Annotated in this window: 14 protein-coding genes and 4 rRNA genes; 13 read left to right on the forward strand and 5 right to left on the reverse strand. The window is 41.8% G+C overall.

Translation table 11 applies throughout. From position 1 onward, the window contains the following. Positions 1-106: 106 nt before the first annotated feature. From NDQ71_RS12120 to NDQ71_RS12130, 3 genes are all read left to right on the forward strand, one after another. Positions 107-1,813 (forward strand): L-lactate permease, encoded by a 1,707-nt coding sequence (locus tag NDQ71_RS12120; protein WP_192541257.1) that lies wholly within the window; start codon positions 107-109, stop codon positions 1,811-1,813. Further along, complete coding sequence (dld, locus tag NDQ71_RS12125) at positions 1,810-3,582, forward strand: D-lactate dehydrogenase (protein WP_225736535.1); 1,773 nt, start codon at positions 1,810-1,812, stop codon at positions 3,580-3,582. Before NDQ71_RS12120 ends, dld begins: the two co-directional genes overlap by 4 nt. Positions 3,583-3,870: 288 nt before the next feature. Then, positions 3,871-4,770 carry an IS982 family transposase gene (locus NDQ71_RS12130; protein WP_033103763.1) on the forward strand — a complete coding sequence of 300 codons (900 nt, stop codon included), beginning with the start codon at positions 3,871-3,873 and terminating at the stop codon, positions 4,768-4,770. A gap of 107 nt (positions 4,771-4,877) precedes the next feature. Here the strand turns inward: NDQ71_RS12130 and NDQ71_RS12135 are convergent, their stop codons facing one another. Next, positions 4,878-6,983, reverse strand: coding sequence for a TonB-dependent siderophore receptor (locus NDQ71_RS12135; protein ID WP_301561674.1), 2,106 nt, complete (start codon positions 6,981-6,983; stop codon positions 4,878-4,880). Between the two features lie 644 nt (positions 6,984-7,627). Between NDQ71_RS12135 and NDQ71_RS12140 the strand changes: the two genes are divergently transcribed. The 7 genes from NDQ71_RS12140 (at position 7,628) to creD (ending at position 16,732) form a co-directional block, all read left to right on the forward strand. After that, positions 7,628-9,163 (forward strand): 16S ribosomal RNA (locus tag NDQ71_RS12140). Between the two features lie 442 nt (positions 9,164-9,605). Further along, positions 9,606-12,492: ribosomal RNA gene (locus tag NDQ71_RS12145) — 23S ribosomal RNA — on the forward strand. Positions 12,493-12,730: 238 nt separating this feature from the next. Next, positions 12,731-12,845: ribosomal RNA gene (gene rrf, locus NDQ71_RS12150) — 5S ribosomal RNA — on the forward strand. A 62-nt stretch (positions 12,846-12,907) separates the two neighbouring features. After that, a 5S ribosomal RNA gene (rrf, locus tag NDQ71_RS12155) occupies positions 12,908-13,022 on the forward strand. Together the 16S, 23S and 5S rRNA genes form the textbook arrangement of a ribosomal RNA operon. A 185-nt stretch (positions 13,023-13,207) precedes the next feature. Then, on the forward strand, positions 13,208-13,888 hold the full coding sequence (locus NDQ71_RS12160; protein WP_192541884.1) for a response regulator: 681 nt from the start codon (positions 13,208-13,210) through the stop codon (positions 13,886-13,888). Further along, on the forward strand, positions 13,875-15,356 hold the full coding sequence (creC, locus tag NDQ71_RS12165; protein WP_192541885.1) for a two-component system sensor histidine kinase CreC: 1,482 nt from the start codon (positions 13,875-13,877) through the stop codon (positions 15,354-15,356). Before NDQ71_RS12160 ends, creC begins: the two co-directional genes overlap by 14 nt. A gap of 77 nt (positions 15,357-15,433) precedes the next feature. Beyond that, positions 15,434-16,732: a cell envelope integrity protein CreD gene (gene creD, locus NDQ71_RS12170; RefSeq protein ID WP_192541886.1), complete on the forward strand. Its 1,299-nt coding sequence runs from the start codon at positions 15,434-15,436 to the stop codon at positions 16,730-16,732. Positions 16,733-16,845: 113 nt separating this feature from the next. Here creD and NDQ71_RS12175 read toward each other — a convergent pair whose 3' ends face one another. Next, positions 16,846-18,117: a LysM peptidoglycan-binding domain-containing protein gene (locus NDQ71_RS12175; protein WP_192541887.1), complete on the reverse strand. Its 1,272-nt coding sequence runs from the start codon at positions 18,115-18,117 to the stop codon at positions 16,846-16,848. 66 nt (positions 18,118-18,183) lie between these two features. Beyond that, complete coding sequence (locus NDQ71_RS12180) at positions 18,184-19,047, reverse strand: LytTR family DNA-binding domain-containing protein (protein ID WP_192541925.1); 864 nt, start codon at positions 19,045-19,047, stop codon at positions 18,184-18,186. 183 nt (positions 19,048-19,230) lie between these two features. Here NDQ71_RS12180 and NDQ71_RS12185 point away from each other — a divergent pair, with 183 nt between their 5' ends. Next, complete coding sequence (locus NDQ71_RS12185) at positions 19,231-20,511, forward strand: acyltransferase family protein (protein ID WP_192541888.1); 1,281 nt, start codon at positions 19,231-19,233, stop codon at positions 20,509-20,511. Between the two features lie 130 nt (positions 20,512-20,641). Here NDQ71_RS12185 and NDQ71_RS12190 read toward each other — a convergent pair whose 3' ends face one another. Continuing rightward, the gene (locus NDQ71_RS12190; RefSeq protein WP_192541889.1) at positions 20,642-21,958 is read right to left on the reverse strand and encodes a PAS domain-containing sensor histidine kinase; all 1,317 of its coding nucleotides are present in this window, start codon (positions 21,956-21,958) and stop codon (positions 20,642-20,644) included. Positions 21,959-21,960: 2 nt separating this feature from the next. Continuing rightward, positions 21,961-23,379 carry a sigma-54 dependent transcriptional regulator gene (locus NDQ71_RS12195; protein ID WP_192541890.1) on the reverse strand — a complete coding sequence of 473 codons (1,419 nt, stop codon included), beginning with the start codon at positions 23,377-23,379 and terminating at the stop codon, positions 21,961-21,963. A 225-nt stretch (positions 23,380-23,604) separates the two neighbouring features. Between NDQ71_RS12195 and NDQ71_RS12200 the strand changes: the two genes are divergently transcribed. Together NDQ71_RS12200 and NDQ71_RS12205 are read left to right on the forward strand one after the other, a co-directional pair. After that, entirely contained in the window at positions 23,605-24,858 is a 1,254-nt protein-coding gene (locus tag NDQ71_RS12200; protein ID WP_192541891.1) for an efflux RND transporter periplasmic adaptor subunit, read from the forward strand. An 11-nt stretch (positions 24,859-24,869) separates the two neighbouring features. After that, entirely contained in the window at positions 24,870-25,574 is a 705-nt protein-coding gene (locus NDQ71_RS12205) for an ABC transporter ATP-binding protein (protein ID WP_301561675.1), read from the forward strand.

Raw genomic sequence — 25,574 nt, forward strand, 5'->3', positions numbered from 1 at the left:
TACAAGGAGTAGAGTATATAAAGGCTATTTTCGCCTAATAAAATTAGAACTATAGTGAGAAAGAGGTTTTTATCAAAATGACACACACAATAATAAGGATCGAGCTATGAGTCAGACAATGTATGGGTTACTTGCACTATTGCCTATTGTGCTTTGTGGTATTTTATTGCTGGGTTTACAGTGGTCCGCTAAAAAAACAATGCCGATGGTGCTTGCTGTGACCGCTACTATTGCTATTTTTGTATGGGATATGACTTTAAACCGCGTTTCGTCGTCGATGCTACAAGGTTTAATTATTACCGTATCAGTTTTATGGATAATATTCGGTGCATTGTTTTTATTAAATACGCTAAAACATACCGGTGCAATTGGAATTATACGTTCAGGCTTTACTAATGTGTCGCCCGATAGACGTATTCAAGTAATTATAATCGCTTGGTGCTTCGGCACATTTATCGAAGGTGCGTCTGGGTTTGGCACGCCTGCCGCTATCGCAGCCCCCTTATTGGTTGCTATAGGGTTTCCAGCCTTAGCAGCGGTATTAATGGGAATGATGATTCAAAGTACCGCGGTCTCTTTTGGTGCTGTAGGTACGCCAATCATTATCGGTGTAAATAAAGGACTTGATACCACTGCGATCAGTGCCTTACTGGCAAAAGAAGGCTTACAGTGGCAAGATTTTTTGCAATTAGTAACAAGTCAGGTTGCCATAATTCACGGGATTGTAGGTACATTTATGCCCCTAATTATGGTCATGATGCTAACTCGCTTTTTTGGTAAAAATAAAAGCTGGAAAGAAGGCGCGGCTATTTGGCCATTTGCCATTTTTTCCGGGTTAGCTTTTACCGTTCCTTATGCCTTAACAGGGGTTTTCTTAGGGCCTGAATTTCCTACTATCATTGGTGGTTTAGTTAGCATCGCTATTGTCATTAATGCTGCTAAACGAGGCTTTTTAACTCCTAAACAAACATGGGATTTTGAGCCATCACAAAACTGGCCCAAAGAATGGTTTGGAAAGCTAGTTGTTAATACTGATGATGTAGCACCTTCTAAGTCAGATAAAAATATTTCTGCGGTTATGGCATGGTTTCCTTACCTTCTTGTTGCAATATTACTTGTATGTTCGCGCGTATTTGTCGAGTTTAAGGAATTACTGCTTAGCGCGACAGTCGACTTTTCAGCCATATTAGGTGAAGAAGGGATCAGTGCAAGTCTTAGCCCACTGTATTTGCCAGGTGGCATATTGTTAGTGAGCGCACTTGTTGCGGCTATTTTTCAAACTAAAAAGCCAGCCACAGCGCTAAATAACGCATTTAAAGAGTCGGGTAAAACGGTATTAGGTGCAGGTTTTGTGCTTATTTTTACTATACCAATGGTAAGAATTTTTATTAATTCAGGCACTAACTTATCTGACGTTGTCAGTATGCCGGTTGCCAGTGCAGAATTATTTGCGGGTATATTAGGCAATGCTTACCCATTAATAAGCTCGACTATTGGTGCGCTTGGTGCGTTTATCGCAGGCTCAAATACGATTTCAAATATGATGTTTAGTCAATTTCAATACGAAGCAGCAATGAACCTAAGCATATCTCCTTCAACAATTATTGCATCACAAGCTGTGGGCGCAGCGGCTGGTAATATGATTGCTATTCATAACGTAGTTGCTGCATCAGCCACAGTTGGTTTGCTAGGTATGGAAGGTTCAACACTAAGGCGGACTATTCTACCGACAATCTATTATGTGTTATTTAGTGGAATTATCACTATGGCTGTCATTTACATTTTTGGTTATCAAGGACTTTTAGCTGTATGAATCATGAAATAATTCAAGAACAGGGTAAAAATATATATTCTTCAAAAGCTACTTTTCAAGCTAAGCTGAACCCTGACCAAGTTTTGGACAAACTAACAAATATATTAGGTGCTAGTAATTTACAGGCTGATCCTGATAAAAACGAGCACTACAGAGTGGGTTGGCGCTCTGGGGGAGGAAACGCATTAGCGGTACTATTCCCACAGACTCTATTAGATATTTGGCGTAGTTTGGAGGTTTGTGTAGAAGGTAATTGTATAATTATAATGCAAGCCGCTAAAACAGGCTTAACCGAAGGCTCAACCCCCAGTGGTAATGATTATGACAGGCCTGTTGTTGTCATCAATACGCTGGCTATGGATCAGCTATTTTTAGTCAACGAAAATGAACAAGTGATTAGCTTACCTGGCGCGACTTTACATCACTTGCAAAGAGAACTAAGTGCCGTAAATAGAACTCCTCATTCAGTTATTGGTTCATCAACACTTGGAGCTTCAATAATTGGTGGTGTTTCAAATAACTCTGGTGGGGCACTTGTTAAGCGCGGACCTGCTTATACTGAGCTCTCATTATTTGCCCAAGTTAATGAAAAAGGTGAGTTAACTTTAGTTAATCACCTCGAAGTTGAGTTAGGTAATTCTCCTGAAGAAATATTAACTAACTTGCAAAGTGGTAATTTTGATAAAACTAAATTACCTCAAAGTGAAAAGCTTGCATCAGATAAAGAATATATCGCTAGAGTAAGAGACGTTAATGCCAATACACCGAGTCGCTTTAATGCTGACAAACGAAGACTTTATGAAGCGAGTGGTTGTGCCGGAAAGCTTGCAGTATTTGCAGTACGCCTAGACACGTATCCAACAGCTGTAAAAGAGAGAACTTTTTACATAGGTACCAATAGCGTTAGTGAGCTTGCGCAGTTGAGAAAACAAATATTATCTACCTTCAAAAACATTCCTGAAGTGGGTGAATATATGCATCGTGATATATTTGATGTATCAGCTAAATACGGTAAAGACACATTTTTAAGTATTAAGCACCTTGGAACAGATGCATTACCTAAATTGTTTTCTATTAAAGGGCGTATTGACTCCAAACTTAATAAGTTATCTTGGATGCCAAAACATTTTACCGATAAGGCTATGCAGCTAGTCAGTAAAGTATTTCCACAGCATTTACCTAAACGAATGCTAGAATACCGCGATAAGTACGAACATCACCTAATAATGAAAATGAGTGATGATGGCATAGAAGAAGCGCAGACTTTCTTAAAGTCATTTTTTGAAACTTCTGAAACAGGTACTTATTTCGAATGTAATAAAGAAGAGTCTGAAAGCGCCTTTTTGAATCGTTTTGCAGCAGCAGGTGCAGCATTAAGGTATGAAGTAATGCACGAAAAAGAAGTTGGTGAGATATTAGCGCTTGATATTGCAATACCTCGTAATGAGTTAGACTGGCTTGAAACGCTCCCTAACGAAATTGCACAACACCTAGAAAAGAAACTCTACTACGGGCACTTCTTTTGTTACGTGTTTCATCAAGACTATATATTAAAAAAGGGCAGCGATGCTAAACATGTCAAGAAGATGATGTTAACGCTTTTAAATGAGCGAGGCGCAAAATATCCTGCTGAGCACAATGTAGGGCATTTATACGAAGCAGAACCTGATCTGCAAAACTTTTACAAAAGCTTAGACCCAACGAATACGTTTAATCCAGGTATTGGTAAAATGCAAAAAAACAAGCGTAATTGTTCGTGCTGTTTATAGATATAAATAAAATTACTATTAGGTTACTTATTTATAAGTAACCTAATGCATTAATTATAATAAAATAGTTTGTAAATTTAAAAACAGCTCCTAAGCTCAGATGCCGTTAAAGGAAGAATACTTAAACATTGGTAGCTTCGGCGAAATTGGCGATAACGCCTCATGGCCTTTAACTCATCACTAGCTAACCTGAGCTTCGGATAAGAAATTACTAATTTAAAGGAACTAAATGCTCGTTCCATGATCCGATCATTCGACCAAGAGTGATTAGAACAAAAAGGAACGAGCATGAACAAGTTAGTTGAAACGTACTGTGATGTCGATGATTTTTCAAAGTTATTTTTCCCAAGCTGGCAGCGTATATTGCTCGAAAATGGTGAAATTAAACGTCGAAGAGCATGCCGCTTATCTCCGTCAGAGGTGATGACTATTATCATCCATTTTCACCAGTCACATTACAGAGATTTCAAAAACTACTACCTTCACTATGTTTGCCGTCAACTTAAAGCCTATTTTCCAGAGTTGCTGAGTTACACAAGGTTTCTCGCGCTTATGCCTAGTGTGGTGGTTCCGATGTGCAGTTACCTCACATCAAAACTTGGCAAGCCCACAGGTATACAATTTGTTGACTCCACTAAAATAGAAGTGTGTCACATCATCAGAGCTAAAAGAAATAAAGTGTTTGAAGGCGTTGCTCATCATGGAAAAGGCACTATGGGTTGGTCATATGGATTCAAACTACATTTAATAATTAATCATTTAGGTGAGATTGTGGCGCTAAAGCTCACAACGGGCAATGTGGATGATCGAGAGCCTGTTTCTGATATGGCGGACTCTATCTTCGGAAAACTCTATGGCGACAAAGGTTATATCAGCAAAGCGCTCTCTGGTGAGTTACTAGAAAAAGGTGTCGAGTTAATCACGACGGTTCGAAAGAATATGAAGAAAAAATTTATTTCATTGTGGGACAGGGCTTTATTGAAAAAACGATTTATAATCGAAACGGTGAATGATCAATTGAAAAACATTTCTTACATTGAACACTCTAGACACCGCAGTATGCATGGCTTTATGCTAAATTTACTTGGTGGATTAATTGCCTATTGCCTAAAAGAGGAAAAGCCGTCATTAGATTTAACATCGCAAGAACTTGAAATTTTAGAGAGTAATAATCTAATGTTGGCTTAACCAGATCTCAGGTTAGCTAGAAGGAACCCGTTAGAAGTAATAATATTTATGTTAGAGAATAAAAAAAGCGAGTCAAAACTCGCTTTTTTACATAAATTCAATACAGTCTAAAAAGAAGCATTTAAGCTCAGCTCTACACTTCGCTCTGTACCCATCCAGCAACTATTAATGTCATAACATGCACCAACATAGCGTTTATCAGCTAAGTTACTCACGGCTAAGCCCACTTTATAGCTGTCATTAAAGCGGTAACTGGCAGCGACATCTAATAAAGTGTAACCAGGTACAGTATCTGAGTTTTGTGCATCAAGCTGGCTTTCACCTACATAGCGTATGCCGCCATTGAATTCCAGCGCATCACTTAAGAAGTAATTTAACCATAATGATGCTTGTTGCTCAGCCACCCAAATAGGTGTTTTTCCTTCTACTGTCTGATCTTGTGGGTTGTCGGTTACTTCAACATCCATATCAGTAAGGTTTAAGGTAATATCTAGTGAATTGCTAAGCTGTTGATAAACACTTACTTCAAAGCCTTTAGATTGTACTTCACCATTTTGCGTGTATTGCATAAAGTCAGGGGTATTAACAACGACATCTTTTTTGCGTAGATCAAAAAATGCCGCCGTTACTTTAGTGCTTGAATCATTATTGTGATATTTAACCCCAGCTTCAATTTGTTCTGCTGTAGTGGGTTTGAATGCTGAACCGGTTAAGGTGTCGACACCAGAGGTTGGCTCAAATGACTCTGAGTAACTCGCGTATGGAGCAATGTTATTATCAAAAGTATAAATAGCTGCCATTCTGAATGTAGTATCACTTTGATCTATTTCTTGATTACTTGTTGCACCGCTCACCGTACTGTTGGTTAAGCTGTAATAATTATCATGGCGCAGACCTGCAATAACGGTTAAAGCGTCAATTTTTATTTCGTCTTGTAAATAAAACCCACGTTGTGATTGATGCAAACGACTAAATTGACGATAAGTATCTAAGGCAGCTGTTGTATCAGCATTAAATTGTGCGTAATCAGGGTTTGATAAGTCTAAGCTTGGCGTATCTACACCAAAGGTATCTGCATAATCGAAGGTTGAATCAAGCGTTTGATACTCAAAGCCAAATAATAAGTTATGGCTGGTATTTGCTATGTTAAATTGGCTTGCTAGTTGGTTATCAACGACAAAGCCTTCAGCATCCTCGATAGTTTTATACGCTGTACGGGTTAATATTTTATCATCATCGGCCAGGCCATAATCATAACTATTTTGCTGCGTGGCATCGGCATTGGTATAGCGAAAGTTTTGTAAAAATGACACTGAGTCAGAAAACTCATGGTTTAACTTATAACCGATCATAGTAACGTCACGAGCAAACTCGGCCCAATTTTTATCACCAGCATATGCATCAGCCTCTAATTTTCCATAACTGGTTTCATAAAGAGCGCCTTTAGCCGGCAGAGGCGTAGAAGGGACCATTTCAGGATCGTCTTGGTAGTATAAATTAAGGTTTAAGTTAGTACGCTCGCTGAGTTCAAAAGTAACTGACGGTGCTATCGTTATTCTTTGCTCTTCTGTGGTTTGCTGTTGACCGTCACTATTACGGGCAAGTGCAATAAACCGATAGTTAATGCCATCAGTTATAGCGCCAGTACTATCGAGTGCGAGCTCTGCTAAGTTATTGGTACCAATGCGGGCTCTTATATTATGCTCAGAAGTCGCTTGTGGTGTTTTGGCTGTTTGGTTAACCATACCCCCTGGAGGGGCTGAACCATATAAAACCGATGCTGGGCCTTTTAAAACCTCGACGCTTTCGGTGGCAAATGCATCGACCTGCGGCGCGAGGTTATATATCAAATTATATTGTAGCGGCAGACCATCATAAAAATTACGATAGCTTTCAAAGCCACGAATCGTGTATTGATCAAAAATAGTCACAGTACTGCGATTTTCAGGTGTAACACCTGATACATAGCGTAATGCTTCATTTACTGTGTCGACTTGTCGTAATTCAAGTAGTTTATTGTCGTAGACTTCAAAGCTCATAGGCGACTCTATCGGTGTTAAATTCGACTTAGTCCCTGTAGAACGGTAGTTTTTACCGTATATCGCAATGCTTTCTATATCCTCCTCAACTGCTGTTTCAGCGGCAAAGCCATAGTTACTGCTAAGGAGGGACAATGAAATAAGAGATAATTTAAATACAGAGCGTCTAAACACAAGAGATCCTTTTTGTTTATCAATACACAACCAAATAAGTATGATATTGATTATCATTAATCATGGCAAGAGGTTTAAAGATCCATAATTACTTATAATTTTGAGGCTTGAATCAATAAATAGACAAAAATCTCCCTAGAACACTTGATTTGTATACCTTTCAAACAAAAATAAAATTAATTTAATAAAACTGAAATAAAGCGTTGACGGTTTCCAGATAATCCCTATAATGCGACCCCACTGACACGGCAGAGCAGGCAACGCTTAGCGAGGCAAGCAGCAAGTCAGTAAGTCGAGTAAAACTTGAGTTTAGATTTTTTAGAAAGTTTAAAATTAAGTATTGACAAAAAAATAGGAAAGCGTAATATGCGCAGCCCTAGCGAGGTAAAGCAATGCGCTTTAATCGCAACGTTCTTTAACAATATAAAGCAATCATCTGTGTGGGCACTCGTACAGATTGAGTTCTAACAGCCGATTCTAGTTCGCTAGATGAGGCAAAAAATTTAGAGTCTCAATTGAACTGAGTGACCAACGGAATAAATTTATTTATTCAGCACAGTCAATTCGATATCGAAAGATATTAAATAAATTCAGAATTCATTGAGCATGTCCGCTCCCTTTATGGGAAGGACAGAAAAAACTTTTAATTGAAGAGTTTGATCATGGCTCAGATTGAACGCTGGCGGCAGGCCTAACACATGCAAGTCGAGCGGTAACAGAGAGTAGCTTGCTACTTTGCTGACGAGCGGCGGACGGGTGAGTAATGCTTGGGAACATGCCTTGAGGTGGGGGACAACAGTTGGAAACGACTGCTAATACCGCATAACGTCTACGGACCAAAGAGGGCTTCGGCTCTCGCCTTTAGATTGGCCCAAGTGGGATTAGCTAGTTGGTGGGGTAATGGCTCACCAAGGCAACGATCCCTAGCTGGTTTGAGAGGATGATCAGCCACACTGGGACTGAGACACGGCCCAGACTCCTACGGGAGGCAGCAGTGGGGAATATTGCACAATGGGCGCAAGCCTGATGCAGCCATGCCGCGTGTGTGAAGAAGGCCTTCGGGTTGTAAAGCACTTTCAGTAAGGAGGAAAGGTTAAGTTTTAATAGAGCTTAGCTGTGACGTTACTTACAGAAGAAGCACCGGCTAACTCCGTGCCAGCAGCCGCGGTAATACGGAGGGTGCGAGCGTTAATCGGAATTACTGGGCGTAAAGCGTACGCAGGCGGTTTGTTAAGCGAGATGTGAAAGCCCCGGGCTCAACCTGGGAACTGCATTTCGAACTGGCAAACTAGAGTGTGATAGAGGGTGGTAGAATTTCAGGTGTAGCGGTGAAATGCGTAGAGATCTGAAGGAATACCGATGGCGAAGGCAGCCACCTGGGTCAACACTGACGCTCATGTACGAAAGCGTGGGGAGCAAACAGGATTAGATACCCTGGTAGTCCACGCCGTAAACGATGTCTACTAGAAGCTCGGGTCCTCGGACTTGTTTTTCAAAGCTAACGCATTAAGTAGACCGCCTGGGGAGTACGGCCGCAAGGTTAAAACTCAAATGAATTGACGGGGGCCCGCACAAGCGGTGGAGCATGTGGTTTAATTCGATGCAACGCGAAGAACCTTACCTACACTTGACATACAGAGAACTTACTAGAGATAGTTTGGTGCCTTCGGGAACTCTGATACAGGTGCTGCATGGCTGTCGTCAGCTCGTGTTGTGAGATGTTGGGTTAAGTCCCGCAACGAGCGCAACCCCTATCCTTAGTTGCTAGCAGGTAATGCTGAGAACTCTAAGGAGACTGCCGGTGATAAACCGGAGGAAGGTGGGGACGACGTCAAGTCATCATGGCCCTTACGTGTAGGGCTACACACGTGCTACAATGGCGCATACAGAGTGCTGCGAACTCGCGAGAGTAAGCGAATCACTTAAAGTGCGTCGTAGTCCGGATTGGAGTCTGCAACTCGACTCCATGAAGTCGGAATCGCTAGTAATCGCGTATCAGAATGACGCGGTGAATACGTTCCCGGGCCTTGTACACACCGCCCGTCACACCATGGGAGTGGGTTGCTCCAGAAGTAGATAGTCTAACCCTCGGGAGGACGTTTACCACGGAGTGATTCATGACTGGGGTGAAGTCGTAACAAGGTAGCCCTAGGGGAACCTGGGGCTGGATCACCTCCTTATACGATTTAGAACTTATTTGTTCGTAGTGTCCACACAGATGATTGTTAGTTAGTTTTGCCCATTGGGTTTAACTAATTAATATGCTCTTTAAAAATTTGGAAAAGCTGATAATAAAATTCGTATAAATAACAGTGTTATTTGTACAGAGTTTTCAAAAGTAAAAAAGAATGATAGCAGTATCATTCAGTGCCATTTAGTTAACTCTTATGAGTTGATTGATTGGTATCTACTTTAGTATTCAATATTAACTTCTGGCGAAGTTAAACTGTCACTAACGTATGACTAAACTTTATTGTTTAGTATTGCGACGTGGATTTGATGCTTAGGCAACGCCGCTAATATTTTTGTCGCTGGGCGCATAACGTGTTATGTAACCAAGCAAAAATAGAAAGCAAGGCAGCATAAGTAGCAAAGACCAAGCAAGACCCGTTTGGGTTGTATGGTTAAGTGACTAAGCGTACACGGTGGATGCCTTGGCAGTTGGAGGCGATGAAGGACGTATTAACTTGCGATAAGCCTAGTCAAGCTAGTAAAAAGCACTTGAGACTAGGATTTCCGAATGGGGAAACCCACCTGCTTGCAGGTATCGTTAACTGAATACATAGGTTAACGAGGCGAACGCGGAGAACTGAAACATCTAAGTACCCGTAGGAAAAGAAATCAACCGAGATTCCGGAAGTAGCGGCGAGCGAAACCGGAACAGCCCTTAAGCTTATTATGTGTTAATGGAAGGCTCTGGAAAGTGCCACGATACAGGGTGATAGTCCCGTACATGAAAAGACATTTTAAGTGAAATCGAGTAGGTCGGAGCACGTGAAACTTTGACTGAATATAGGTGGACCATCATCTAAGGCTAAATACTCCCAACTGACCGATAGTGAACCAGTACCGTGAGGGAAAGGCGAAAAGAACCCCTGTGAGGGGAGTGAAATAGAACCTGAAACCGTGTACGTACAAGCAGTAGGAGCAGACTTGTTCTGTGACTGCGTACCTTTTGTATAATGGGTCAGCGACTTATATTTTGTAGCGAGGTTAACCGATTAGGGTAGCCGTAGGGAAACCGAGTCTTAACTGGGCGAATAGTTGCAAGGTATAGACCCGAAACCCGGTGATCTAGCCATGGGCAGGTTGAAGGTTGAGTAACATCAACTGGAGGACCGAACCCACTAACGTTGAAAAGTTAGGGGATGACCTGTGGCTAGGAGTGAAAGGCTAATCAAACCGGGAGATAGCTGGTTCTCCCCGAAATCTATTTAGGTAGAGCCTCGGACGAATACTTACGGGGGTAGAGCACTGTTAAGGCTAGGGGGTCATCCCGACTTACCAACCCTTTGCAAACTCCGAATACCGTAAAGTACTATCCGGGAGACACACGGCGGGTGCTAACGTCCGTCGTGAAGAGGGAAACAACCCAGACCGCCAGCTAAGGTCCCAAAGTCATAGTTAAGTGGGAAACGATGTGGAAAGGCCCAGACAGCCAGGAGGTTGGCTTAGAAGCAGCCATCCTTTAAAGAAAGCGTAATAGCTCACTGGTCGAGTCGGTCTGCGCGGAAGATGTAACGGGGCTAAACTATGCACCGAAGCTGCGGATTCATCTTAGGATGAGTGGTAGGGGAGCGTTCTGTAAGCGGTTGAAGGTGTACCGGGAGGTATGCTGGACGTATCAGAAGTGCGAATGCTGACATGAGTAACGATAATGCGGGTGAAAAACCCGCACGCCGGAAGACCAAGGGTTCCTATCCCATGTTAATCAGGGTAGGGTAAGTCGACCCCTAAGGCGAGGCCGAAAGGCGTAGTCGATGGGAAACGGATTAATATTTCCGTACTTGGTATAATTGCGATGGGGGGACGGAGCAGGCTAAGCAAGCATGGCGTTGGTAGTCCATGTGAAAGTGAGTAGGCTAGCGACTTAGGTAAATCCGGGTTGCTGTTAGGCTGAGACACGAGACGAGTCACTAAGGTGATGAAGTTGCTGATGCCATACTTCCAGGAAAAGCCTCTAAGCTTCAGATTATACCGAATCGTACCCCAAACCGACACAGGTGGTCAGGTAGAGAATACTAAGGCGCTTGAGAGAACTCGGGTGAAGGAACTAGGCAAAATCGTACCGTAACTTCGGGAGAAGGTACGCTCCTATCTGTGATGAGACTTGCTCTCTAAGCGGACGGGAGCCGCAGTGACCAGGTGGCTGGGACTGTTTATTAAAAACACAGCACTGTGCAAAATCGCAAGATGACGTATACGGTGTGACACCTGCCCGGTGCCGGAAGGTTAATTGATGGGGTTAGTTTTCGGACGAAGCTCTTGATCGAAGCCCCGGTAAACGGCGGCCGTAACTATAACGGTCCTAAGGTAGCGAAATTCCTTGTCGGGTAAGTTCCGACCTGCACGAATGGTGTAACCATGGCCACGCTGTCTCCACCCGAGACTCAGTGAAATTGAAATCGCAGTGAAGATGCTGTGTACCCGCGGCTAGACGGAAAGACCCCGTGAACCTTTACTACAGCTTGGCACTGAACATTGAACCTACATGTGTAGGATAGGTGGGAGACTAAGAAGCAGAGACGCTAGTTTTTGTGGAGTCGTCCTTGAAATACCACCCTTGTAGTTTTGATGTTCTAACGTTGGCCCCTGAATCGGGGTTACGGACAGTGCCTGGTGGGTAGTTTGACTGGGGCGGTCTCCTCCCAAAGAGTAACGGAGGAGCACGAAGGTTGGCTAAGTACGGTCGGACATCGTACGGTTAGTGTAATGGTAGAAGCCAGCTTAACTGCGAGACAGACACGTCGAGCAGGTACGAAAGTAGGTCATAGTGATCCGGTGGTTCTGAATGGAAGGGCCATCGCTCAACGGATAAAAGGTACTCCGGGGATAACAGGCTGATACCGCCCAAGAGTTCATATCGACGGCGGTGTTTGGCACCTCGATGTCGGCTCATCACATCCTGGGGCTGAAGTCGGTCCCAAGGGTATGGCTGTTCGCCATTTAAAGTGGTACGCGAGCTGGGTTTAGAACGTCGTGAGACAGTTCGGTCCCTATCTGCCGTGGGCGTTTGAGAATTGAGAGGGGTTGCTCCTAGTACGAGAGGACCGGAGTGAACGAACCGCTGGTGTTCGGGTTGTCATGCCAATGGCATTGCCCGGTAGCTACGTTCGGAACTGATAAGCGCTGAAAGCATCTAAGCGCGAAGCAGGCCTCGAGATGAGTTCTCACTAGACTTTTAAAGTCTCTGAAGGGCCGTTGAAGACTACAACGTTGATAGGCAAGATGTGGAAGCATAGTGATATGTTAAGCTAACTTGTACTAATTACCCGTGAGGCTTAACCATACAACGCCAAACGCGTTTTATAATTTACGTCCATGTAAATTACTAAAGCCGCACTACGTGCGTTAAAATCTGTTCCAGACAGATTTTTATGTGATAGTGAAACAGCGCAGAAGTTAATAGAACTAAAGTAGATTTTACGCAGCTGTAAGCGATAAGCTTAAAGTTGTAAGAAAACAATTATCAGCCATTTTCCAAATTTTAATTAATTGGCTCGAAGAGCGAATTAATACCAAATTTGCTTGGTGACAATAGCGTTTTGGACCCACCTGACCCCATGCCGAACTCAGTAGTGAAACGAAACAGCGCCGATGATAGTGTAGCATTTGTTATGTGAAAGTAGGTCATCGCCAGGCTCCAAATTTAGTTGAAGAACTTTAACCTTAAAAATTAGAATAAGAAAATTGAAAAAAATTTTCTTGGTGACAATAGCGTTTTGGACCCACCTGACCCCATGCCGAACTCAGTAGTGAAACGAAACAGCGCCGATGATAGTGTAGCATTTGTTATGTGAAAGTAGGTCATCGCCAGGATCCTAATTGAAGAAACCCGTTTCAGAAATGAAGCGGGTTTTTTGTTTGTCCTAAAAAAAGTTCTAGGGGCTAGGTCGCTAGGAACTAGGATAGGCCATGTAGTGGTATCTAGCAATTGACTACATGCTTGCTAACTGTAACTATTAAAAGCTGTTAACTCAGTTTGTAAAATGGAATAGTTGCGTATGTCTAGCAGTCGGGTTGTGATCATTGAAGATGAAAAAGCGATCGCTGATACACTGATCCACACCCTAGAAATTGATGGCTTTGCTGTGCAGTGGTTTGCTACGGCGGGTGAGGGGCTTGAGTATATTAAAAACAGCATGCCATCCTTGTTGATTTTAGATATTGGCTTACCTGATGCTAATGGTTTTGAGCTATGTAAGCAGATAAGAGAGTTTTCTGCGCTGCCGATTATCTTTCTTACAGCCCGCAATGATGAAATAGACCGTGTGGTGGGATTAGAAATAGGCGCAGATGATTATGTTACTAAGCCATTTAGCCCGCGAGAAGTGCTTGCAAGGGTTAAACTTAGAATTAGACATAGCGAAACTGCGATTAAAGCATCTATCTCCTCAGAGCCTGTCTCAGGGCTTTATGCTGAAAATTTCGATTATCATTTCCAAAACCAAGCATTGGCTCTCACAGCATTGGAATTTAAATTGCTGGATAAGCTAATTAGTCATCCGCGCCAAGTATTCTCCCGCGAGCAATTATTGTTGGCGGCGCAAAATCACCAAGATGCTATCTATGCTCGTAATGTAGATAGTCACATCAAGGCTATTCGCAATAAACTGCGTGCGGTATCGGCTCCTGAATGTATTCATACTAAACGTGGCTTTGGTTATTACTATGAATCCACCTAAGCCAACAAAGACAGTATTCTCTCGTCTTAAAAGATGGCCTAAGATCCCGCTTGGACTGAGGCTATTTTTACTCTATTTTGTGTTAGTGATTTTAACCGCTTACTTGGTTAGCTCGACAGTTATGAGAGAGATCAAACCAACGGTACGCCAAGCGAGCGAAGAAACGCTGGTCGATATGGCAAACATACTGGCTGTAATGGCAAGCAACCCAATGGCGAACGGGGATATTGCTCAGAGCGCTTTTGCTAAGCAAATCAACTTTTATGGTTTACGTGACCCTGATGCTGCTATTTGGGGAATTGAAAAAAAATCAGTTAATCATCGAGTTTATATAACTGATCAACAAGGCATTGTGGTGCTGGATTCATGGCAGCAGGATGTTGGTAATGATTTTTCTAAATGGAATGACGTTTACCTCACCCTACGTGGTGAGTACGGGGCACGCTCAACTGCATTAGACCCCAATGATCCGCTATCAACCGTCATGCATGTAGCGGCACCTATTCTCTATAACAATGAAATAATTGGCAGTGTTACAGTTGCTAAAGCGAACCGCTCGGTACAGCCATTTATTGATATTTCCAAGTATCGGGTATTAACTTGGTTAGCGTTAATGAGTGTACTCGCGCTTATAATTGGAGCGTTAATCGCGTGGCGTATAAATACGGCGTTATATAAGCTGGCAGACTACGCTGATAAAATGGGCCGAGGTGAAAAAACCAGTAAACCCACCTTTAGAGTTTTTTATGAATATAGCTTACTTAGTGATGCACTTGAAAATATGCGTCGTCAGCTCGATGGTAAACGATACGTAGAAAATTATGTGCAAACTCTAACACATGAGTTAAAAAGCCCATTGTCAGCGATCAAAGGGGCTAGTGAAATACTACAAACCCCTACCACGGTAGATAAACAGCAATTATTTGCTCAGAATATTGAAACCGAAGCTACGCGCATGCAGCAATTGATCGATAAGTTGCTAGCACTAACTAGGCTTGAACAACTCCCAGAACTTGAACAGCGGCAATTAATTGATTTACCAGCTTTGATTGAGCAGATAAAGGCCTCTTGTATCAGCAGGCTAATGACCAAACAAGTAGAATTAAGCGTTGTATGCGATAACAAAGTCGCTTTTGTGGGGGATCAATTTTTAATACAGCAAGCTTTGTACAATTTGTTTGAAAACGCGCTGGATTTTGTATACGAACAGGGCAAAATCAAGATCACTGTTACGCACACTGTAAGCGAGCTTTGTATTAACGTCGAAAACACTGGTCCGAAGATACCAGATTATGCGTTAGAGAGAGTAACTGAACGCTTTTATTCGCTTGCCAGAAGTAACGGACAAAAAAGTACCGGCCTTGGGCTTAACTTTGTAGAACAAGTAGTTAAATTACATAAAGGCAAGCTAATAATAAATAATACTTCACAGGGGGTATCTGTTCAGCTGTTCTTACCAACTCCATAAAGACTCCACATAAGCACCACTTCAACTCCATGTTTGTTGATTATTCTGTAGTTATAACAAACACGGAGTAAATAACAATGAAACAAAAACTGGAAACAAAATTGGTGATTATCATAGGTCTAATTGTACTGCTATTAGTGCCTATTTTTATGATCCAAAATCTAATTGATGAACGTGCAGAGCTACAGCAACAAGTGCAAGCTGATATTGCTAAAAGTAGCAGCGGCGAGCAACAAGTCATTGGGCCGTTTATTCAAGTACAATTTATAGAAACACATACTTTGGAAGGCAACACCACTGAACAGTTAAGAACGCTGTTGTTGCTACCTGAAACCTTAACAATAAACAGTGAATTATCTTCTTTTGAAAAATACCGAGGTATTTATAAGGCTTTGCTATATCGCTCAGCGAATCACTTTGCGGGGCAATTTAATACCGAGGCTTTAAATGAAATAGCCGATAAAAAGATAAAGCAGGTACATATGATCATGGCGATTAAAGATATTCGCGGTATTGGTCAAGGTAGTGCTATGCGTATAAATAACCAAGAATATGCCTTACAGCCAGGTACTAAGCTACTGCAATTGCCCGAAGGTGTTAATATTGAGCTCGATTATAGTGCTTTACTTGAGCAGCAGACGTTGGATTATCAAATTGATTTAAACCTACAAGGAATGCGTAAACTGGCTATTGCCCCTGTCGGCAAAGAAACCAGTCTCAGCATGCAAGCCGATTGGCCACATCCAAGCTTCGTTGGTGATTATTTACCTATCGAGTCAAGTATTTCAGAACAAGGTTTTACAGCCAGCTGGCAAACAAACTACTTTGCTAGCAACTTAAAAGAGCTGTTTCAGCATTGTGTTTTTCAAAATCAGTGCGAGCAATTTAAGCAGCGTAGCATGGGGGTTAACCTTGTGGATGGTGTGGATCATTACTTAAAAAGCTATCGCGCCAGTAACTACGCAATTTTAGTGCTGATACTGGTATTTGCCAGTTTCTTTTTACTCGAAGTGCTTCGCAGTGAACCTGTTCATCCGGTGCAATATGGCTTTGTAGGCTTAGCATTGGCCGTTTTTTACTTATTGTTGATATCGCTAGGTGAGCACCTTGGTTTTAATCTTGCCTATTTACTATCAGCATTAGCGTCTTCGTTATTACTAAGTATTTATGTGGCTGGAATGTTGAAAAATACTAAGCATGGGGGGTTATTTCTGCTTGGCATACTGTTTTTATACAGCTTACTGTACGGGCTACTAAGTGCAGAAGATTACGCATTGTTGATGGGCAGTTTACTGGTGTTTGTAGTGCTGAGTTTGATTATGATGCTGACCCGCACAGTAAATTGGTACCACACTAAATCACAAGCTGATGATTAATCACTGTTTGCAAAGGGCTGCATGATTGCAGCCCTTTAATTATATTCAGGCCTAACACAGTTAGCATTGGATATAGCCGCTGAAGAGAGGCTTATTATCCAGCGTTCATGTTATTAACTTGCTGATAAAAATACGGTTAGCTTCTCGCCTACTTTTAAGCGATCGCCTGAAAGGCTGTTCCATTGTTTTAGCTTAGTGATGCTGACTTTGTAATGGTTGGCTATTTTCCATAAGCTTTCACCAGATTTTACTTTGTGCTCTATTTGTGTATCGGCTAACTGCGGCAGCACCAACTTTTGGCCAATACGTATGGTACTACTTTTTAAATTATTGAATGCTTTAAGCTGACTCACACTCACTTTGTAGCGTTTTGCAATAACACTCAAACTATCGCCACGTTTAACAGTGTAATGCTGCCATTGGTTGTAATCGTTGCTTTTTTGATTTGCGATCATGGTTTCAAATTGTACTTTCTCGCTGGCAGGAACGACGATATGCGGCGCATCAATAATTGCTGGGAAGCGAATAACCCCGTAATTTAAAGACTCTAACTGTTGCCATTGGGCTTTATTATCTAAAATAACTGAGCCAGAAATGGCCACTTTGGCTATCGCATCTTTATTTGCGATTGCAGGGAAGGCCATCTTTTGGTTTTTTAATAATTGCGCAGCAGCAAGTAGCTTTGGTACATATTGACTGGTTTGTTTAGGTAATTTTAAACTAAAAAAGTCAGTCGGTTTGCCTTGCTTTTTATTGTTGCTGATTGCTCTAAGTACACGGCCTTCACCTAAGTTATAGGCTGCTATAGCGTGATACCAATCGCCATCAAAGCGTTTGTATAAGTACTCCATAAAATCCAGAGCAGCACGGGTACTGTCTATCACATCTTGGCGACCATCGTACCAAGGGCTAATTTTTACCTTAAAATACTTAGCTATTGAAGGGGTTAATTGCCAAAGCCCAGATGCATGCTTGTGCGAATAGGCACTGGCATCAAAGTCGCTTTCAATCAGCGGCATTAGCGCTAATTCTATCGGTAGATCCCGCTTTTCAACCTCAGTGACTATATAGTAAAGGTAAGGCTCAGCACGGCGACTTATTTCATCCATGTAATTTGGGTGCGATAAATACCAAGCAATGCGCTTTTGTACATCAGGGTGGCTAGAGTTGGCAAATGTTAGCTGCGCACGAATACGTTGCCACACATCATCAAGTTCTTTTGCATTTAACGGTGCTATTTTCTCAATGGGTTCGCTTTGTTTACTAACAATAGTGGCAGGTTCAGCCTTAATAGCTGGTTGAGACGATGGTTGTTCTGGTGTGGTTTCACAACCTGATAAAATAACAATCAATGGCAGAATGCGGATAAATCGATTTAAATACACGTACTAAACTACTCCGAAAAAATGAATGCGGCTAACCTAAAGCAAGTTAGCTTAACATAAGGTGAGTTAAAAATTAGCGGTGGCTGAATTTATGTTGCCTTTAAACTGCTCTTTATAGCGACGTGATAAATTAAGCACTTTGCCCGTTGTAAGTTTCACTTCACTATCACCGCTTGGTAATGGCGTGATTGATTCAACCACATCTAAACGAATGGCATAGGAGCGGTGAATACGGCAAAATCCTTGCGGCTCTAACTGAGTTATAAGTTGGCTCATGGTTGCACGTAACGGATAAATTCGTGCGCCAATATGTAGATTTACGTAATTGCCGCTGGATTCAAGCCAGTCTATTTGTGCTACGCGGACAATAAATTCTTTTCCCAGTTTTTTTACCAGTAGTCTGTCGAAATTTAAATTTTCAGGCGTATCTTCGCCTTGTTTGATCGGCGCCGCTTCACCGGTTAATTGGTTCACTACATATTGGTAGGCTTTAATTACAGCAATTAAAAATAAGAACCCCCACAAGTCTTTGCGGTATTCATAAAGTAATTCAAACCACACTAATCCAAAGTCATATTGCATACCTTGTACGGTGTAAATGAGCTTGCGAATAGCGACCATGATCCCTACATGCAATAACGAAAAAATAACGCTTGCGAATAAATAAATGAGTAATGACCGAGTGATCTTTTGCCAATTAAATGGCTTAGCTTTTAATAGCCAAACTAAAGCGGGAAACAACAACAAGGTGCCAATAGCGCTGGAATACTCCCATACAAATGGCTCCCAGATCATAAACGGAAGTACGCCATCGCGCTGGGCTTCCATAATGTTTGAGCTGGCATTAATGGTATTGTTGATAAAAATATAACTACATAAAAATAGTGTCGCATACCAGGTTTGGTAACGCTGAAAATACGTTAAGGTGATCATTATTATTGTTACTCTTAAGCTGCCTCACTATTAGACTATCAATATAGTGATAAATCACCAAACTTATCATCCCTGTATCCCGCCGCTTATCCCTACTGACTGTTTTATCAGCCTTTTTTAATTTTTTAGCGCGGTAAGAGGGGCATAGTTGTAATTAAGTAGTCATTAATTAAATCAACCATGAAACTTATAATAGCAATTAAAAACACGCTACAAACCCTATTACAGCCATGGCTAAATGCGTTTAATCAAGCCGTTGAGTTACCACTGCGCCGCTATGATTTAGATTGGCTGCGGGTGCTTGCGTTTGGTTTATTAATTTTCTACCACACCGGCATGCTATACAGTGAAAGCTGGGGCTTTCATTTTAAAAGCCAGTATTTATCCAGCAACATAGAGAATGCCATGCTGTTGCTGTCACCATGGCGAATGGGATTAATCTGGTTTATTTCAGGTGTGGCGCTGCGTTTTATTATTGCGCGTTTTAGTTTAAGCATGTTTTTAATAACGCGCAGTGTAAAAATATTACAGCCTTTATTGGTTGGCATTTGGTTTATAGTGCCGATTCAGCTTTATGCGCAAATGAGCCAAGAGGCAGGCTTAGCAATGAGCTTTTGGCAGTTTTACTTGCAGTTTTTTGATTTAACTAACCCTTTATTTAACCAATACCAAGCAGGTATTTGGCCGCATGTTGATGTAAACCACCTTTGGTATTTACGTTCCTTATGGCAATTTACTTTATTGCTGGTGTTAGTGCTGCCGCTGCTTCATCACGCTACTGCGCGAGCAATAATCATGCGTTTATGTGAGCGATCGTTAGTTATTGTTTTTATTGTATTGCTATTGCCGCTGTGTATTTTAAAACTGAGCTGGCCGAGTGATACATTCCGATATCCCATGGGCGCGTTGTTTTTACTTTACGGTTACTTGCTTGCGTGGCAGCCTGCATTTTACAGCAAATTGCTACGTCACTGGCAGGCGTTATTAGTGGTATTCATTTTAGGTTATTTAGTTGTAGTGCTGGGTTATCACATGATTTGGCAAAATCCTGCTGTTAGCCAATGGCAAATTACCAGCATGGATATGCTGTATACCGCGCAGCGACTATTGGGTGTGTTATTGATGCTGGCACTAGCACAACGTTTTTTGAATCACGATCACCCTAAACTGGCTTTATTAAACTCAGCCGTATTTCCGTTTTATCTATTACATCAAAGTGTGATTATTGGCTTAGCCTTTTATATATCTGAACTGCAACTAGGTGGTTTTTTGGAGCCATTACTTATACTAAGTCTCACATTCATTATTTGTTGGCTAGTGTTTATTGCTGCGCGTCGTATCGATTTATTAAGCCCATTTTTAGGTATTAAAGTCACAGGCAAATATAAAGCATGGCAAGTTAAAGCTGGCTTTTGTTGCGGACTAATATTGGTAAGCCCACTGATCTTTAGGTTAGTTTAACTACCTATATTGCAAGTTAATTGTCGCCGTAAACGACGACCTACAAGATATGCTGTGCAATTAAGTAGGTCGTGCTTTAGCGCGAAAACACTAATGCTAATGAGTCGTCACCTTAAATGGTGTTCTACACTCAACCAAACACACACCTAAAACATGCGCCTTGTGGTTTTTGTACATAAATTAAATCACCGCCGTGGTTGAGCATAATTTGCCTTGATAGGCTCAAGCCAATGCCAGAGCCTTGCTGCTTGGTGGTAAAAAATGGCACGAAGATCATATCTACCACATGTTCGCTAATGCCTGGGCCGTTGTCGCTAATTTCTATATAGAGTTGTTGGCTAGTGTTTTGTGCCAAGCTAATTTTGATCCTTGGTTGAACGACATTCTCAACGCTGTACTTTTGGCTACTCTTTAGTACTTCAAGAGCATTTTTTATTAAGTTTACTAATACCTGTTCTACTTGGCTGCTATCAAGCATTACTAACTGCTGATTTTTAATCGACAGTTCAATATGGGTGTGTTGTTCGCGTGCTTGTTGTTGATGCAAGGTGACAATACGCGCTAGCATATTGGCTAAATTTTCAGGCGCTAAATTAGGTTTAGGTAAGCTGCTAACTTGGCGAAAACGAGCAATAAAGTCGCCTAAATGTGCCGTTCTTGATGCTAAGGTGCTTAGTGCAAGCTGTAAGTCTTGTTTATCTTCAATATCAATAAAACACAGTTCTTGTGGTAGTAAATTGCTGCACGTATCAGCTAACGATGAAAGCGGGGTAATAGAGTTGGCAATTTCGTGCGTAAGTACTTTAGTTAAGCGTTTATAAGCTTGTTGTTCTTTAAGTTGTAATTGATCATGGATTGATTGCAAGCTCACTACTCGGCGTACTTTACCTTGTATTTCGGCAATACTCAGTTGAATAGAGAGGGTATCGTGCTGCTCGCCATTTTGCCAATAGGTGGTGCTGCGAATATTATTACTGGCGTTCAAAATTAGCTCGCCAACAGCGCCTAACTCTTGCAAATGTTGAAAATTTTTCCCCAGTAACTTACTAACGGCTGGGTTTGACTCGATCACTTTGCCATTGTCATCACATACCATAACGGCTAAATCAACATGGATGAGCAAAGCTTGTAGAAACTGTGCTTGTTGCTCGGCATTAAAACGTGCCGTTTGCATTTGAGTTTTTACTTGCTCAAATTGCTTAAGCATTGGGTGTTGTTGGCCAAGGCCCAAGGTGCTGTCGCCATTGGCTAAAGCGCGGATCACCATTTCAGCTTGTTTTTGTTGGCGCTTAAATAGCGTAAAAATATGCGCTATTAACGCTACGGCGGCTAAAATTATTAATAATGTCGTCGCTGAAAAACCATGCTTTTGTAATGCATAACTAAGCAATGCACTTGCACTTATAAGTGCGATAATGTTAAACGAAAGCAATAAATTAGCACGCATGATTATAGCCCATACTTTTCAAGGCGACGGTACATCGCGCCGCGAGTTAAACCAAGCGCTTTGGCTGCATGGCTAACATTCCCCTGATGATGCTTAAGGGCTGCACGTACAGTACGTTGTTCGAGTATTTCTAAATCAAAGGTATCGTACTGCGCTACATTGTTTAAACCCCCTGTACTTTGTGTATTCTCGTCAGTACTAACTGATGCTGAATTACCAACCACTGAGCTTATATCGAGTTTATTCCCTTCAGTTAAAATAACCGCACGCTCTATAGCATGAGCCAATTCACGTACATTACCTGGCCACGCGTACTGGCAAAGTGCATTCATATCATCATCGCTAATGGTTAAGTCGCGTTTATATTTTTGCGCAAAGTGTTTTAGATAGTAATTAGCTAATAATGGAATGTCATCACTGCGCTCTCTCAGTGCCGGTAGCCGAATTTCAACGGTGTTTATTCGGTATAGCAAATCTTGGCGAAAGCGCTCGTCAATAACTGCTTGCTCAAGGTTATCGTTAGTGGCGCAAATCAGGCGAATATCTATATCAACGGCTTTGCTGCCGCCAACTGGTGTTATTTGCCTATTTTGTAATGCGGCCAGTAACTTAGCCTGGTGTTCAAGTGGTAAATTACCGAGTTCATCTAAAAATAAGCTACCGCCATGGGCAAGTTCAAACTTACCAATGCGATCGCTTTTTGCATCAGTAAACGCGCCCTTTTTATGGCCGAATAATTCACTTTCAAATAAATTCTGTGCCACGGCGCCCATATCTAAGCTCATAAAGGTTTGATTATGGCGCATACTTGCCTGATGAATGGCATGGGCGGTGAGTTCTTTTCCTGTGCCACTTTCGCCAGTTATTAATATATTGGCATCTGTTTGTGCGGCTTTTTCGATGGTGGCAAATACATGTTGCATTGCTGCACTTTGACCTAAAAATTCAAAGTTGGGGGTGTTTAAGGCTTGGTTTAGACCTTGCTTTTGGCGGGTCAGAGTGCCCACTTGCTGTTTATCTTTGGCGTGTGAAAACGCGGCGGCAACGGCGCCAAGTAATTGCTCGTTTTGCCAAGGCTTGGCAATAAAATCAGAAGCTCCCGCTTTAATTGCATCTACGGCTAATTGAATATCGCCGTAAGCGGTCATTAATAAAACAACGATATTAGCGTCTTGTTCGATAATTTTTTTCAGCCAATAAAAGCCTTCTTTGCCACTGATTGAGTCTTGGGTAAAGTTCATATCAAGCAGTATTACGTCAACGGGTTGCTCGAGCTTGCGTTGCTCGTTAATGATGCCTGCAATGTCAAATGGATTGTCTGTGGTTTTAACACTTTGATAATGCTGTTTTAGTAATAAACGTGCTGCAATGAGAATGTCTGGGTTGTCATCAACAATTAGAAGAGAGCCTGTGTGTTTCATATTTTTTATTCTTATAGAGTTTTATTTAGCCTAAAACAAAAAGGGGACAGTGTCCATAAATGGACGTTTATAAAATAAAAAAGTGTTCTATTAGCGGACACTACAAATATGTGAACAATAAAAATAAACATTAACCGTTTGAATTTATTGGTTAAATAAAACTGGCACAGCGTTTGTAATAACTATCGGTAATTAGTTTATTAAACCTGTATCAAGGTAGTCGACATGGACAAAAAAATAGAACGCTCATTTACGCAAAAGTATTTAAAAAAATTTACTTTTGCAGCTCTTACTTTAGGTGTTGCTGCGGCTGCATATGGTTTTACGCAAAGCAGTGATACAGGCCGTAGCCAAAATATCGAGCGTAGTGGTTTAACGGTTAGCACGGTTAAACAAGGTGCCTTTAAAGATGCCTTAAGCTTACGCGGTCAAGTTGTGCCAAAAACCAGTATTTATCTCGATACCATTGCTGGTGGTCAAGTGGAAGAGCGATTAGTCGAGCAAGGTGAATATGTTGAGAAAGGCCAACCGCTCGTGCGCCTAAGCAATACTAACCTACAACTGGATGTAATGAGCCGTGAAGCACAAGTTACCGAGCAGCTTAACTTTTTACGTAATACGCAAATGACCATGGAAACCAGCCGGTTAAACTTACGCCGCGACTTATTAGAAATCGAATTAAAAATTACCCACTTAACTCGTCGATTAAAACAAACTAAACCTTTGGTTAAAAGTGGCGTATTAGCGCAGGAGCAACTTGCTGAGCTGGAAGAAGATTTAAATTATTACCAAGCCCGTAAAGAGCTTACCCTTGAGCGCCAAAAGCAAGAAAACTCAATCCGTGAGGTGCAAGTGGCACAGCTTTCTGATAGCGCTAAAATGCTCGAAAAAAATCTGCAATTTGCGCGTCGAAATCTCGACAACTTATTAATCAAAGCACCGGTATCGGGTTATTTAAGCGAACTTGATGTGGAAATTGGCGAATCTAAAAACAGTGGTGCGCGGTTAGGCCAAATAGATATTCCTAATGAATATAAGTTAGTGGTGCGCATGGATGAATTTTATTTAAACCAAGTGCAGCGTGACATGGCGGTAATGATTGAGCTTGAAAGCGGCACGGTGAATGCAAAAGTGAGCAAAATCGATAGCCGCGTACAGCAGTCGCAATTTCAAGTAGAAGTGGACCTACCCAGTAACACTAAAAGCATTAAGCGCGGCCAAAGCATTGATATTGAGTTAATGCTAGGGGATGACAATAACAATGCCTTACTGCTTAAACGCGGGGCTTTTTTTACTAACTCGGGCGGTAACTGGGTTTATGTAATCGAGCAAGGCGGTGATAAAGCAGTGCGCCGTGATATTCGCCTAGGCAAAAAGAATCAACACTATTTTGAAGTGCTTGAAGGGCTCAATGCTGGGGAACAAGTGATTACCTCTAGCTACAGTAACTTTGATAAAGCACAGCAACTACAATTTTAAGGAAAATAACAATGATCAAACTAACTAATTTAAGCCGTGTATTTCGTACTCAAGATGTTGAAACTACAGCGCTAAGCAATATTAACTTAACCGTAAACGAAGGTGATTTTTTAGCGATTATGGGGCCCTCTGGCTGTGGTAAGTCAACCTTGTTGTCTATTTTAGGTATGTTGGATTCGCCAAGCTCAGGAAGCTTTGATTTTGCGGGAACTGACATTGCAGGCTATAGCGAAAAGCAACTAGCAGAGCTACGTAAAGAATCAATTGGCTTTGTATTTCAAAGCTTTAACTTGATTGATGAGCTAACAGTTTATGAAAACGTAGAGTTGCCATTACAGTATCAAAAAATATCAAAAAGTGAGCGTAAGCAACGCGTAGAAACCATTTTAAAACGCGTAGGCATTGATCACCGCGCCGAGCACTTACCACAGCAACTGTCGGGTGGTCAGCAGCAACGGGTAGCCGTGGCGCGTGCATTAGTGATTAATCCTAAACTCATTTTAGCCGATGAACCAACCGGTAACCTCGACTCTAAAAATGGCGATGAAGTCATGGCGATGCTGCGCGAATTAAATAAAGAAGGTACCACGGTAATTATGGTGACCCACTCAGAGAAAGAAGGCGCGTATGCTGACCGTTTAGTACGCTTACTCGATGGCCAAGTGATGCTTGATAAAGCGAATGTTGTGCAGCAAAGCGCTGCTGAGGTTGCTTAA

This window comes from Pseudoalteromonas sp. KG3, assembly GCF_030436385.1.
GTDB classification, from domain to species: Bacteria; Pseudomonadota; Gammaproteobacteria; order Enterobacterales; family Alteromonadaceae; genus Pseudoalteromonas; species Pseudoalteromonas prydzensis.

What these genes read in the sequence shown, in the direction of transcription:
- NDQ71_RS12120 (WP_192541257.1), top strand. Translation starts at nt 107, where the DNA reads ATGAGTCAGACAATGTATGGGTTACTTGCACTATTGCCTATTGTGCTT.
- dld (WP_225736535.1), top strand. Translation starts at nt 1,810, where the DNA reads ATGAATCATGAAATAATTCAAGAACAGGGTAAAAATATATATTCTTCA.
- NDQ71_RS12130 (WP_033103763.1), top strand. Translation starts at nt 3,871, where the DNA reads ATGAACAAGTTAGTTGAAACGTACTGTGATGTCGATGATTTTTCAAAG.
- NDQ71_RS12160 (WP_192541884.1), top strand. Translation starts at nt 13,208, where the DNA reads ATGTCTAGCAGTCGGGTTGTGATCATTGAAGATGAAAAAGCGATCGCT.
- creC (WP_192541885.1), top strand. Translation starts at nt 13,875, where the DNA reads ATGAATCCACCTAAGCCAACAAAGACAGTATTCTCTCGTCTTAAAAGA.
- creD (WP_192541886.1), top strand. Translation starts at nt 15,434, where the DNA reads ATGAAACAAAAACTGGAAACAAAATTGGTGATTATCATAGGTCTAATT.
- NDQ71_RS12185 (WP_192541888.1), top strand. Translation starts at nt 19,231, where the DNA reads ATGAAACTTATAATAGCAATTAAAAACACGCTACAAACCCTATTACAG.
- NDQ71_RS12190 (WP_192541889.1), bottom strand. Translation starts at nt 21,958, where the DNA reads ATGCGTGCTAATTTATTGCTTTCGTTTAACATTATCGCACTTATAAGT.
- NDQ71_RS12195 (WP_192541890.1), bottom strand. Translation starts at nt 23,379, where the DNA reads ATGAAACACACAGGCTCTCTTCTAATTGTTGATGACAACCCAGACATT.
- NDQ71_RS12200 (WP_192541891.1), top strand. Translation starts at nt 23,605, where the DNA reads ATGGACAAAAAAATAGAACGCTCATTTACGCAAAAGTATTTAAAAAAA.
- NDQ71_RS12205 (WP_301561675.1), top strand. Translation starts at nt 24,870, where the DNA reads ATGATCAAACTAACTAATTTAAGCCGTGTATTTCGTACTCAAGATGTT.